We start from the raw sequence: 13,000 nt of genomic DNA on the forward strand, positions 1-13,000 counted from the left end.
GGTCCGGCGGGGCGACCGGGGGACGTGCGCTGACGGCCGGCCGGGCCGCCGGCGGGGCGGCCGGCGGGGCCGGTGGCGCTGTCCCGGCGCCCGCCGGCGTTGGCGTGCTCATCGACGTACGGCCCCCCGGCGCCGGGCTGTCAGAGAACGGTGATCCATCGCCGGTCAAGCCTGTCACAACCCCGCACGCGCACCGATTCCAGGCGCGGAAACGCACAGCGGGTTCTCGGCTTTCCCGACGTTCTGTCCCGCATGTTTTTCAGATGTTGACAATCATCGCGTGGCGGGTTCGCGGGCGGGACGGCACGGATGGTCCTGCTATTTCCCGGACGCTCCGTCATCGTCGCTTACGTCGCTCTTCGACGCCTTTGTCGCACCCGACTTCCTGGCGGCGGCCTTCCCGGCGTTTCCGGCCTTCCCGGCGTTTCCGGTGGTCCGGGCGGTTCCGGCCGCCCTCCCGGCGGAGACCTTGGCGGGCTCGTCCTTCGCGACCCGGCGGGCCGCGGCGTCCACGACTCCGGCGGCCTCCTCGGCCGGGTCGACGACCGGCGGGTGCTGGCGGCGGCGGATGCCGAGGATGCTGACGAACAGCGAGGCGAAGATCGCCTGGAGGCTCATCACGAGCGCGGTGGCGGCGGGGACGACGATGCGCAGCGACTCGCGCGGGTCGAGCTCGCCGAAGCTGTTGACCCGCCAGTGCAGCAGCGACGCGACGAGACCGCCGAGACCGGCGACGGCGAGCAGCCCGCCGAGCAGCAGCCCGCGCTCCAGGCTCCACCAGTCGATGATCTTCTGGACCCGCTGGTCGTGCGGCAGGAATCCCTCCTGCATCGCGTAGACCTTCGTGAGCAGCGCGAACAGCACCGCCTGGAAGCCGATCACCAGCGCGGCGCCGGCGCCGACCAGGGTGTCGACGTCGAACGCGATCTCCCCGACCGTGACCGGACCGGTCGACAGTGCGATCCCGGCGAGCAGCCCGAGCGTCATGAAGACGAGACCGGGGATAAGGAACAGCCAGCGAGGGCTGTAGAGCATGAGGAAGCGGAGATGACGCCATCCGTCGCGCCAGGTGTTCAGGTGCGGGGCGCGGGTCCGCCCGTCCGGCGACAGCGTCGTCGGCACCTCGCGGATGTCGTAGCCCTGCAGGGTCGCCTTGACGACCATCTCGCTGGCGAACTCCATGCCGCCGGTCTGCAGGCCGAGCCGCAGGATCGCGTCCTTGTCGAAGGCCCGCAGCCCGCAGTGGAAGTCACCGATCTTGCTGCCGAAGAACAGCCGGCCGACGAAGCTGAGCACAGGGTTGCCGAGGTAGCGGTGCAGCGGCGGCATGGCGCCGTCCGCGATGCCGCCCTTGAACCGGTTGCCCATGACGAGGTCGGCGCCGTCGCGCAGCTCGTCCAGGAACGGGCCGAGGGTGGTGAAGTCGTAGGAGTCGTCGGCGTCGCCCATCGCGACGTACCGGCCGCGCGCGGCGCGGATCCCGCCCATCAGGGCGTTGCCGTACCCCTTGTCGATGACCGGCACGACACGCGCCCCCGCGTCCCTGGCGAGCTGCTGGCTGCCGTCGGTGCTGCCGTTGTCGGCGATGACCACCTCGCCGTCGATGCCGTTGTCGTCGAAGAAGCCGATCGTCTTGCGGACGCACGTCTCGACCGTCTCGGCCTCGTTCAGACACGGCATCACTACGGAGAGTTCCACGCGATCTCCTTCGTTACCCCTGGTGACGTTTTCCCTGATGGCGTTTCCCCTGATGACCGCCGGCGGGACGATCCACTAATCTCAGTTGTTCCGCGCGGCGGCCCGTCGTCGTTCATGAATCCAGTGGTTCATGATGCCTGCCGGAGACGGGTATTGATGGCCGCTCTCGTCAAGAGCACCCGTATCGTGTTGCCCTATCGCAACCCAAAAAACATCACCGCCACGTTCGCGGGCGGCAGGCTAGGACGTCAAGCATACGGGCACACCGGCCCGGAAGGGGTGGGTCGGCTGTGACGCGCGCCGGAGAACGCAGGGTCGGCGGACAACAACGCAGTGTCGGCGATCAACAACGCAGTGTCCAACAACGCAGTGTCCGCGAACAACGCAGTGCCGCCGGACAGGGGGCCGGACACCGAAGGGGAGGTGCGGCAGTGGCGGGCGAATCGCCGCGGGGCACCACGGTCGGCGCGGGGCGCGGGAACGCGGCGCCGGGCGGCACGGGTGGGACGGCCGTGGCCACGGCCGACGGGGCGGCCGAGGAGGCGGGCGACACGCCCGGCGGGACGACGACCGTCCCGGTCCCGGACGAGGACCTGACGACGGCCAGGGCCGCGAAGGACGGGGCGCTCAAGGGCGAGAAGGAGTCCGGCGACGCGACCGGCGACGCGCCCGGCGCACCGGAGGACGCCTCCGCGGACTCCCGGCGCGGGCGGCGCGGCCGCGGCCTCTGGGAGCTCGCCCGGCGGCACCCCGCCTTCAGTGTGATCATTGCCACAGCGGCGCTGCTCCGGTTGATCGCGATGCTCGGCTACCAGCCGGTGATGTTCTTCAACGACAGCTTCGACTACCTGCACGTCGCGACCGACCCCTACCCGCATCCGCTGCGGCCGGACGGCTACGCGTTCCTGCTGCTCGTCCTCAAGCCGTTCCACAGCTTCGTGCTCGTCGCCGCCGTCCAGCACCTCATGGGCCTGGCCATGGGCGTGATGATCTACGCGCTGCTGCGGCGGAGGTTCCGGCTGCCCGGCTGGGGCGCCGCGCTCGCCGCCGCGCCCGTGCTGCTGGACGCCTACCAGCTCCAGCTCGAGCACCTCGTCCTGTCGGACACGATGTTCACGTTCCTGGTGATGAGCGCGGTCACGCTGCTGCTGTGGCGCGACCGCCCGTCCTGGAAGATCGCCGCCGCGGTCGGGCTGATCGTGGGGCTGGCCTGGCTGACCCGGTCGGTCGGCATGCCGGTGCTGCTCGGCGTCCTTGTGTACATGCTGATCCGGCGCAGCGGCTGGAAGATCATGGCGGCCACGCTCGCGGCCTGCATGCTGCCCGTGCTGGCCTACATGGGCTGGTACAAGGCCGACAGCGACAAGTTCGCGATCACCGAGAGCAACGGGATCTTCCTGTACGCGCGGGTCTACAAGTTCGCCGACTGCCACCAGATGAAGGACCTGCCGGTCAGCGAGTACCCGCTGTGCACCGAGCCCGCGAACCGGCTGCCGAACTCGCAGGACGGCATCTGGAACGCCCAGTCGCCGCTCAACCGCTACACCGGCACGCGGTTCAGCCCGGAGAACAACGCGCTCGGCAACGACTTCGCCAAGCGCGCGATCCTCGCGCAGCCGCTCGACTACCTCCAGGTCGTCGCGCACGACTTCTTCCGGGTGTTCCGCTGGGAGCGGACGGTGTTCCCCGACCCGGCGACGTACACGCAGTACGAGTTCGAGAACAAGAGCAGGCCGCTCCCCGAGTGGCACATGCCCGGCGGTGGGATCGCGTCCGCCGAGGCCAGGGCCTACGAGCGCGGCGAGGCCCGCACCCAGGTCGTCGAACCGTTCGCCGGGGCCGCCCGCGGCTACCAGGACGTCTTCTACCTGCGCGGGACGATGATCGGCCTCATCCTGCTCACCGGCCTGGCCGGGCTCGTCCCGCTGTGGCGGCGGTTCGGCGGCGAGGCGCTCCTGCCGTGGACGCTCGCGACCGGCCTGCTGCTGGCGCCGGCGGCGACCGCGGAGTTCGACTACCGGTACGTGCTGCCCGCCATCCCCCTGGCGGCGCTCGCGGCCGGGGCCGCGTTCAGGCCCGAGGCCCGCACGACGGCCGTCGCCTGGACGCTCCGCCTCCGTGCCCTGCCCAAGACCCTGCGCGACCCGGACAAGGCGGCACCCCCGGACGCCCCCAAGACCCCAGTGGCCTGAGACATCTCCCAGCCCTAACTCACCGGCTCCGCTTCACCAGGCGTGCACGCGGCGAAGGTGGAACACCATCGCCACGTCGCTGCCGGTGCGCGCCTGCGGCACCTCGCCGTGCCTGCCCTTCACCGCGGACAGCGCCTTGACGTTCTGGCTCTGGCAGTTCGGGCAGGAACGGTCCACCCAGGGCGTCGGGCAGGGCTGGCCGCCGCGCTCGTAGATGACGGCCTCGTTCCCGTGCCCGTCGCCGTAATGGCGGACCTCCAGCTCCTCGTCCCAGGTCGTCGCGCAGTTCAAGCACTCGAAGACCCAGGACTCGTGGCTCGACCATGCGTCCCGCACGGCTCTCACCTCCGCATCCGTGGCGACGCCACCAACTCCATAGTGCGCCCCCGCCGCGTGCCACCGTCCCAGGTCATTCCCCGAAAGAACCGTCCGCACCGCCCGAGTTCCCCTGGCCGCGTCCCGACCTGGGCCTACGGCGCCTTCCTGGCCTGGACGACGGCGTCGTAGACCACGCGCTTGGGGGCGCCGTTCTCCTTGGCGATCTCCGCGATGGCCTGCTTGCGGGGCGTCCCGGCGTCCTCGCGCGCGGCGACGGCGGCCGCCAGCTCCGCCGGGTCGGACAGCCCCTCCGGCTCGGGCGCCCCGCCGACCACCAGCGTGATCTCGCCGAGCACGCCGCCCTGCGCCCACGCGGCCAGCTCGCCGAGCGTCCCCCGGCGGATCTCCTCGTAGGTCTTGGTCAGCTCCCGGCAGACGGCGGCCGGACGGTCCGCGCCGAACGCGTCCGCCATCGCGGTGAGGGTGGCCGGAAGGCGGCGCGGGGACTCGAAGAACACCATCGTGCGGGGCTCGTCCGCGAGCGCGTCCAGCCGCCGGGCCCGCTCCCCCGGCTTGCGCGGCGGGAACCCCTCGAAGCAGAACCGGTCGGTGGGCAGCCCGGACACCACCAGCGCGGTGGTGACGGCGGACGGGCCGGGCAGCACCGAGACCGGCACGCCCTCGGCGACCGCCGCGCGGACGAGCCGGTACCCGGGGTCGGACACGCCGGGCATGCCCGCGTCGGTGATGACGAGGACGTCCCGTCCGGCCAGCAGCTCGGCCATCAGCTCGTCGGCCCGCGCCTTCTCGTTCTGGTCGTGGTACGACACGATCCGCGCGGTGAGCGGCACGCCGAGGTCGCCCGCGAGCCGCCGCAACCGCCGCGTGTCCTCGGCCGCGATCACCGGCGCGTCCGCCAGCGCGGTCCGCAGCCGCGCCGACGCGTCCTCCGGCCGCCCGATCGGCGCCGCCGCGAGCACCAGAGTCCCCATCACGCAGGCCATCCTCCCAGGCCGACGGCGACCGCAGCCACCGGCCCGGCCACGCACCGGCCCTGACCGCCGCGATCGCGACCGAAGGCAGGTTTCGAGCCTGCGAGAAACCTGATCGCGCGGCGAGCCGCCAGGCGACACGAAGCGATGCGGCGATCGCACGCGTTTCCAGACGATGGAGGGCCCCTCGGGCCCGAAGGAGGAGGGAAATGCAAATAAACTCGCGGGATGGCGACGACGGATCTCGTGCACGCGCCGGCCATCGGGTCACGGCGGAGGCCGCCCCCGCTCCGGGAGTGGCTCGCGCCCGCGATCCCCGGTAACCCGCTGCTGTCGTGGCTGGGGCCGATCCTGGTGACGCTGTTCGCCGGCTATCTGCGGTTCGACGGGCTGGGGACGCCGAAGTCGGTGGTCTTCGACGAGACGTACTACGCCAAGGACGCGCTGGCCCTGCTGAAGTTCGGCTGGGAGCACAACACCGTCAAGGACGCCGACAAGCTGCTGATCGCCGATCAGCACGCGAACATCTGGACGGACGGCCCCTCTTTCGTGGCGCATCCGCCGTTCGGCAAGTGGATGATCGCGATCGGCGAGTGGATGTTCGGCGCGACGCCGTTCGGGTGGCGGTTCATGCCCGCCCTCGCCGGGACGCTGTCGGTCCTGATCCTGTGCCGGGTCGCGCGCCGGATGACGGGGTCGACGATGCTCGGCTGCGCCGCCGGGCTGCTGCTCGCGGTGGACGGCCTCGCGTTCGTGACCAGCCGCGCCGCGCTGCTGGACATCTTCGTGATGTTCTGGGTCCTCGCCGGGTTCGCCTGCCTGGTGAACGACCGCGACCGCTCCCGCCGCGCGCTCGCCGAGAAGATCGAGCGGGGGGACGCGTCCATCTACGGGCCGTTCCTCGCGCACGGCTGGCGGTGGGGCGGGGGAATCTGCCTCGGGCTCGCCTGCGCCACCAAGTGGACGGGCGTCTTCTATGTCGCCGCGTTCGGGCTGATGGTCGTCCTGTGGGACTACGGCGCCCGCCGCGCGGCCGGAGTCCGGGCGCCGTTCACCGGGACGGTGCTGCTGGAGGCGGGCCCGGCGTTCGTGCAGATCGTCGTGGCCGGGCTGCTGGCCTACCTGGCGACGTGGTGGGGCTGGATCTTCAAGCCGGGCGCGTGGGGACGCGGTGAGGCGTCCGGCCATGTGCTGTGGCGGCCGTTCGAGGCGATGCCGGACCTTTGGCGCCACCACAAGCAGATCCTCGACTTCCACACCGGGCTGGACGACAAGCATCCGTACCAGTCGTGGCCGTGGGACTGGCCCGTCCTGCGGCGCCCGGTCGCGTTCTTCTACACCGAGCCCAAGAACGCCTGCGGCGGCGCGGCGCGCTGCTCCCGCGAGATCCTCGGGATCGGCACGCCCGCGCTGTGGTGGGGCGCGCTCGCGGCGCTGATCGCGGTCGCGCTCATCTGGGTCATGCTGCGGGACTGGCGGGCCGGGGCGATCCTGGTCGGCTTCCTCGCCGGCTGGCTGACCTGGTTCCCGTCCGCGTTCGCCGAGCGGACGATGTTCCTGTTCTACGCGACGCCGCTGATCCCGTTCATGGTGCTGGCGGTCGTCCTCGTGCTGGGGTACCTGATGGGGCCCGCGACGGCCTCGTTCGCGGGCGCGCACGCCGCCCGTCCCGGCGAGAGCGCGCACTACGACGACACGCCCGAGGACGCGTCCACCCTTCCCGGCTACGGGCTCGGCGGCGCGCACACGGCCGTTCATCCGGGGCCTCCCCCGCCGGGCGCGGGGATGCGGCGGCTGGTCGGCGCGGCCGCGGCGGGCGCGTTCCTGCTGGTGGTGCTGGCGAACTTCGCGTACTTCCACCCGATCCTGTCGGCCCAGACGATCCCGTACGACGACTGGCACGAGCGGATCTGGTTCGGCTCCTGGGTCTGACCGCGCGGGTCCGCGCGCCGGTCAGGCGGGGGCCTTGGCGGCGACGACCGGGGCGGCGTGCGGGCGGAGCGTCCTGCCGCCGAGCAGGCAGCAGGCCAGGGCGAGGACGCCGCCCGCCCCGGCCCCGGCGAACGCGCCGGGGACGCCCGCGAGGTCCTGCCCGAGCCCGGCGGCGAACGAGCCCGCCGAACTGCCCGCGCCGACCGCCGCGACGACCCACGCGAACGCCTCGGTGACGGTCCCGCTCGGCGCGAGCCGGTCGACGAGCGTGAAGCTGCACGCCAGCACCGGCGCCAGGAAGACCCCGGACGCGAACGCGAGGACCGACATGGCCACCAGCCCCGGGGCGAGGACGAGCGGGACGTACCAGACGGCGAGCGCGGCCAGCAGCCACCGCAGCCGCCGGTGCGGTGCGCCCGCCCACCGCCGGGCGCCGTAGACGATCCCGCCGGTGAGCGCGCCGCCCGCCATGCACGCCAGCAGCAGCCCGGACGCGATGTCGCTGCCCTGCCGTTCGGCGTAGGCGACGACGGCGACCGCGTACACGCCGAGCGCGATCCCCGCGCAGGCCAGGGACAGCAGCAGGATCCGCAGGCCGGGCGACCGCAGCGGCCCGGCCCAGTCGGAGGCGCGCGGCTCGCCCGTCCAGCGGCGCGACGGCCCGGACAGCGCGACGATCAGCGTCCCGGCGATGCCGAGCGCGCCGGTGAGCAGCAGCGCGGTCTCGGTGTTCACGACGGCCGCGGCGACGACGAGCAGCGGCCCGAGGGTGAAGAGCAGCTCTTGGGCGGCGGCGTCCAGCGCGTACGCGGCGTCGACCTGCTCGGGGCCGTCCAGGACGTCCGGCCAGAGGGCGCGCAGCCCGGCCTCCAGCGGCGGTGTGGCGAACCCCGCGACGACCACGGCGGTGACGGCGGCGGGCAGGGGGCCGGCTCCGATGCCGGCAAGGAGGCCGAAGCCCGCGGCGGACGCGCAGGCGGCCGGGAGCAGGACGCGGGGCTGCCCGAACCGGTCCATCGCGCGGCCGAGGACGGGCTGCCCGGCGGCCATCGCCAGGCCGAGGATCGCGGCGAGCGTCCCGGCGAGGGGGTAGCTGCCGTCGTCGTCCCGGACGTGGAGCACGACGGCGAGCATCCCCATCCCGTTGGGGAGCCGGCCGAGGAGGGTCGCGCCGAGCAGCCTCCCCGCGTACGGCCGTCGCAGGAAGAGGACATAACCCCGCATGATTCCCCCGTATTGATCCCCGTCATACGTATTACTCGCCCGGTCATACGTACCACTTCCGGAATGTCCGGCGCTAGTCTGAATTCGTCCATGATCCGCCAGGGGAGGCGCAAGGTGCCGGCAGTCAGCCGTCCCACCAGCAAGGACGTGGCTCAGGAGGCCGGAGTCTCGCAGTCCACGGTCTCGCTCGTGCTGGGCGGCAAGTGGACGGGCCGCGTGTCCCCCGCCACCGCGCGAAGCGTGCGCAGCGCGGCCCGGCGGCTCGGCTACCGGCCGAACCTGGCGGCGAGGAACCTGCGGCTCGGCACGACCCGGACCGTCCTGCTGATGGTCCCGACCCTGACCGCGCCGTTCTTCGGGCCCGTCTACACCGGCGCGGCGCGGGTCGCGTCCCGGCACGGCTTCGGCGTCGTCGTCTCCACCTGGTCGGACGGCACGACCGCCCCGGAGCGCGCGGCGGAGCGGGGGGCCGAGGGCCCGTTCGCCGACAGCCCGTTCGCCGTGCCGGACGAGGCGATCGACGGCGTGCTCGCGTCCTCGCTGGCCGTCGAGGCGCTCGGCGAGTTCCGGCAGACGCCCGCCGTGATGCTCGACAGCGGCCCGGCGGCCCCGTCCGGCCCGTTCTCGGTGACGTGCGTCCCCACGGTCGACTTCGGCGTCGCGGACGGGATGCGGGACATCGTCGCGCACCTCGCCGCGCTCGGCCACCGCCGCATCGGGCATGTGGCCGCCGGCGTCGACCAGTGGACCTTCCGCGCCCGTGCCGATGCCCTCGCCGCCGGCCTCGCGCCGCTGCCCGGGGCGGCCCTGCTCCGCGCGACGTGCGCGATCGACGTCGGGTCGGCCAAGGACGCCGCCGCGCGGCTGCTGGACCGTGCCGACCCGCCGACCGCCCTGATCTGCGACGACGACCTGATCGCCGCGGGCGCCTACAAGGCGGCGCGGGCGCGCGGCCTGGACGTCCCCGCGGACCTGTCGATCACCGGGTTCGACGACGTCCTGCTCGCCACCGCGCTGGAGCCGGAGCTGACGACCGTCCGGCTGCCCGCGGAGGAACTGGGCGCGCAGGGCATGACGGCGCTGCTCGACCTTCTGGCCGGGCGCCGTCCCGCGCCCCGCGTCCTGCCGGGGGAGCTGATAGTCCGCGGCTCCACGGCGGCCCCTCGGGCGTGACGTGAATGTCTCCCCTGTTCAGGGGATATTCATATCGAGAGGGATATCGATGTCCGTCCGATATCCATATTGGACATGACGGTGGCGGCTCTGCTCTGCTCTCCCCCATGAAGACTCGCGCTCCCCGGTTCCGGACGCCGCTCGGCGCCGCCGTCCTCGCTATTTCGGCCTTCGCCGCGGTCACCGGCTGCGATTCCGAGGCCGCGCCTAGGAGCAGTTCCGCCCCCACGAGCGGCGCGGCGACGAGCCCGCCTTCCGCGCAGCCCGCGCCGTCCCAGGCCGAGGTCACGGCGAAGCTCCGCCGGCTCGAGCAGGCCCGCGGCACGCGAATCGGCGCCTATGCCGTCGACACCGGCACGGGCCGTTTCGTCGCGCACCGGGCGGACGAGGCGTTCCCATTCGCCTCCACCTTCAAGGCGGTCGCGTGCGGCGCGGTCCTGCGGAAGGCGCGCAATTCCGATCCGGGATTGATGGACCGGGTCATCCGCTACAAGAAGAGCGACCTGGCGGCCTTCTCCCCCGTCACCGAAAAGCACGTGGGCACCGGCATGACCGTCGCCGGCCTTTGCCACGCGACGATCACCCACAGCGACAACACCGCCGGAAATCTGGTGCTGAAGGAGATCGGCGGGCCCGCCGGCCTCACCGCCTTCGTCCGTTCGCTCGGCGACACCGTCACCCGGAGCGACCGCGTCGAGCCCGGCCTCAACGACTGGAGGCCCGGCGAGAAGCGCGACACGACCGCGCCGCGCGCCTGGGCGGGGAGCCTGCGGGCCCTCACGGCGGGCGACGCCCTCGCGCCCGCCGACCGCGACCGGCTCAACGCCTGGATGAAGGCCACCGTCACGGGCGGCAGGCGCATCCGCGCCGGGCTGCCCGAGGGCTGGGCCGCCGGTGACAAGACCGGCACCGGCGGCACCTACGGCAGCGCCAACGACATCGCGATCGTCTGGCCGCCGTCCCGCGCCCCGCTGGTCATCGCGATCCTGACGACCAGGCCGGACGCGGGCGCCGCCGCCGACGAGCGGGCCATCGCGGAGACCGCTCGCGTCCTCGCCCAGGCCCTGAGCTGAGCACGGCGGCCTCCTCACAGCCCCTTGAGGAAGTCCGCCGCGATGGGGGCGGCCGCCTCGGCGCCGGTACCGCCGTCCTCGACGATGACGGCGAAGGCGATGTCCTTCCGGTAGCCGATGAACCAGGCGTGGGTCGGCGGGTTCGCGCCCTCGCCGAACTCGGCGGTCCCGGTCTTGCCCGCCGTGCCGGACGGGAACGCGACGCCGGACGCCGTCCCCTCGCTGACGACGGCGGGCATGATCGTCTGGAGCGCCCTCTTCACGGCGGGTTCGAGCCGCTTCGGCGGCACGGGCTTGCGCCCGTTCGCGTCCGCGGCCCGCGCGGCGTCGGCGGCGGCGACGAGGCGCGGCGACCGCCAGGTGCCGTCGGCCGCGGCGGCGGCGACGGCGGCCATGTTGAGCGGGCTCGTCAGCACCCGGCCCTGGCCGAAGGACGCGGCGGCGAACGCGGTGTCGTCCCTGTTGGCGGGGAACGCGGCGCGGACGGCCGGGACCCCCGCGATGATCGGCGCGTTGAACCCGAACTGGGACGCGACCTCGGTGAGCCGCTTCTCGCCCAGCTTGTCCACGGCGAGGCGCGCGAACGTGGTGTTGCACGAGTGCGCGAACGCCTCGCGGAACGGGACCGTCCCGAAGTCCTCGTGCTTGTAGTTGTGGAACGAGCGGCCGCCGACCGTGGTGGTGGCGGGGCACGCGACGTTCGTGGCCGCGCCGACGCCGCCCGCGACGAGCGCGGCGGCCGTGACGACCTTGAACGTCGATCCGGGCGGGTACTGGCCCATCAGCGCCCGGTCGTAGCCGCCGGGCTTGTTCGCCACGGCGAGGATCTCCCCGGTGGACGGGCGCAGCGCGACCATGGCGGCGGGCTTCTTCGCCCCCGTCAGGGCCTTGCCCGCGGCTGCCTGCACCTCCGGGTCGATGGTCGTCTTCAGCGGGTCGCCCGGCGAGCTGTCGAACCGCTTCAGCGTCTTGACCGGGGTGCCGTCCGTGTCGACGATCTGCACGGCGAGCCCGGGCGTGCCGGCGAGGCGCCGCTCGTACTGCTTCTGGATCCCGTCCAGGCCGACGGGGTCGCCCGTGCGGTAGGGCGCGCGGAGCTTCTTCGCGGCCTCGGCGGACGCGGGCCCGACCGGCCCGGCGAGCTGCCGCGCGGACCCGGACTGAGACTCGCTCAGCACGCTGCCGTCGGCGGCGAGGACCGCGACGCGGTCCGGCCAGGCGCGGCCGGCGTTCAGCCGCTGGCCCTCCTTGAGCTCCGGGTAGAGGAGCTGCGGCGACCACCGGACGCGCCATTCGCCGTCCCGCTCGACCAGTGGCAGCGGCGCCTCGTAGGTCCACGTCCGGGTGCCGGCGAGGAGCAGCTCGGCGCCGTAGGACGCGCCCGCCTTCCCGCCGTCGGCGCGGCCCACGGACGCGACGGTGAACCGCTGGGCGGTGGCTCCGAGGTCGTCGTACATCCGCGTGAGGCGCTGCTCGAAGTCGGCGGGCGGGCCTTCTGTCAGCGCCTTCATCGCCGCGTAGTCTCGGCTCGTCCAGGCCGCCAGGTAGCGCTCGGCGGTGTCCCTGGGGTCGTCTCCCCGGTTCAGGAACCACACCGTTCCCGCACCCGCGAGCGCGACCGCCGTCACAATCGCGGCGACGATCCACACCCGCGGCGTGACCCCCCGGGATCGGTCCATCATCGATCTCCCTTCCTCCTCGAACGGAGGCACAGCTCCTCGAACGGAGGCACAAGAACAGCAGCCCAACGCCGAAATGTCCAAGAATGATATCTATGTTGCAGATATATCCGAATTGATATGATCGCTGGTCGTGAACCTCGTCGGCCACCTGCGGTGCTTCGTCATCGTCGCGGAAGAGCTGCACTTCGGGCACGCGGCGGAACGCCTCGGCATGGCGCAGCCGCCGCTCAGCCAGCGGATCCAGCGGCTGGAGCGGGAGCTCGGCGTCCGGTTGTTCGACCGGTCGAGCCGGCGGGTGGAGCTCACCGCGCCCGGCAGGCTCCTGCTGGACGAGGCCCGTGACATCCTCACCCGCGTGGAGCGCATCTACTCCGTCGCCGAGCGGGCCAGGCGCGGCGAGGCCGGCACGGTGCGGGCAGGCGTGCCGAGCGACCTCGGCGGGACGATCGTCGCCGCGCTCATCGCGGCGTTCCGCGACCGCCGCCCCGACCTGCGGCTCGACCTGCGGGAGACGGGCACGGCCGAGCAGGTCCGCGCGCTCGCCGACGGCGCGCTGGACGCCGGCGTCGTCCGGCACCCCTGCGACTCCCGCGAGCTGGAGCTCGGCCCGATGCTCGCCCAGCCCCTCGGCGTCCTGCTCCCCACCGCCTTCTCCCTCCCCACCGCCACCTCTGTCTCTTATGCACATCTGACGCTGCCGACGAATTAGACGGTGT

The 13,000-nt window shown here is 72.9% G+C and carries 10 protein-coding genes; 5 read left to right on the forward strand and 5 right to left on the reverse strand.

What is annotated here, in order from left to right; all coding sequences use genetic code 11:
- Nucleotides 1-318: 318 nt before the first annotated feature.
- Complete coding sequence (locus tag ETD83_RS32535; protein WP_230421339.1) at nt 319-1,698, reverse strand: glycosyltransferase family 2 protein; 1,380 nt, start codon at nt 1,696-1,698, stop codon at nt 319-321.
- Between the two features lie 431 nt (nt 1,699-2,129).
- Between ETD83_RS32535 and ETD83_RS32540 the strand changes: the two genes are divergently transcribed.
- A complete protein-coding gene (locus tag ETD83_RS32540) occupies nt 2,130-3,890 on the forward strand; it encodes a glycosyltransferase family protein (RefSeq protein ID WP_230421340.1) in 1,761 nt (586 codons plus the stop codon).
- 33 nt (nt 3,891-3,923) lie between these two features.
- Here ETD83_RS32540 and ETD83_RS32545 read toward each other — a convergent pair whose 3' ends face one another.
- Both ETD83_RS32545 and rsmI read right to left on the reverse strand, forming a co-directional pair.
- Entirely contained in the window at nt 3,924-4,226 is a 303-nt protein-coding gene (locus ETD83_RS32545; protein WP_138649043.1) for a hypothetical protein, read from the reverse strand.
- 134 nt (nt 4,227-4,360) lie between these two features.
- Nucleotides 4,361-5,200, reverse strand: coding sequence for a 16S rRNA (cytidine(1402)-2'-O)-methyltransferase (gene rsmI / locus ETD83_RS32550; RefSeq protein ID WP_230421341.1), 840 nt, complete (start codon nt 5,198-5,200; stop codon nt 4,361-4,363).
- 228 nt (nt 5,201-5,428) lie between these two features.
- Between rsmI and ETD83_RS32555 the strand changes: the two genes are divergently transcribed.
- Entirely contained in the window at nt 5,429-7,132 is a 1,704-nt protein-coding gene (locus ETD83_RS32555) for a dolichyl-phosphate-mannose--protein mannosyltransferase (protein ID WP_138649045.1), read from the forward strand.
- A gap of 21 nt (nt 7,133-7,153) precedes the next feature.
- Here the strand turns inward: ETD83_RS32555 and ETD83_RS32560 are convergent, their stop codons facing one another.
- Nucleotides 7,154-8,356 carry an MFS transporter gene (locus ETD83_RS32560; protein ID WP_138649046.1) on the reverse strand — a complete coding sequence of 401 codons (1,203 nt, stop codon included), beginning with the start codon at nt 8,354-8,356 and terminating at the stop codon, nt 7,154-7,156.
- A gap of 114 nt (nt 8,357-8,470) precedes the next feature.
- Here ETD83_RS32560 and ETD83_RS32565 point away from each other — a divergent pair, with 114 nt between their 5' ends.
- Entirely contained in the window at nt 8,471-9,529 is a 1,059-nt protein-coding gene (locus tag ETD83_RS32565; RefSeq protein WP_205718011.1) for a LacI family DNA-binding transcriptional regulator, read from the forward strand.
- Nucleotides 9,530-9,636: 107 nt separating this feature from the next.
- Nucleotides 9,637-10,602, forward strand: a complete 966-nt coding sequence (bla, locus tag ETD83_RS32570) for a class A beta-lactamase (RefSeq protein WP_138649048.1) — start codon at nt 9,637-9,639, stop codon at nt 10,600-10,602.
- Between the two features lie 14 nt (nt 10,603-10,616).
- Here bla and ETD83_RS32575 read toward each other — a convergent pair whose 3' ends face one another.
- Nucleotides 10,617-12,281, reverse strand: coding sequence for a penicillin-binding transpeptidase domain-containing protein (locus tag ETD83_RS32575; protein ID WP_138649049.1), 1,665 nt, complete (start codon nt 12,279-12,281; stop codon nt 10,617-10,619).
- A gap of 133 nt (nt 12,282-12,414) precedes the next feature.
- On the opposite strand from ETD83_RS32575, the gene ETD83_RS32580 reads away from it, so the two are divergent.
- Nucleotides 12,415-12,993, forward strand: coding sequence for a LysR family transcriptional regulator (locus ETD83_RS32580; RefSeq protein ID WP_138649050.1), 579 nt, complete (start codon nt 12,415-12,417; stop codon nt 12,991-12,993).
- Nucleotides 12,994-13,000 lie beyond the last annotated feature (7 nt).

Origin of the sequence: Actinomadura soli, from assembly GCF_005889715.1 — a bacterium.
Classification (GTDB): Bacteria; Actinomycetota; Actinomycetes; order Streptosporangiales; family Streptosporangiaceae; genus Spirillospora; species Spirillospora soli.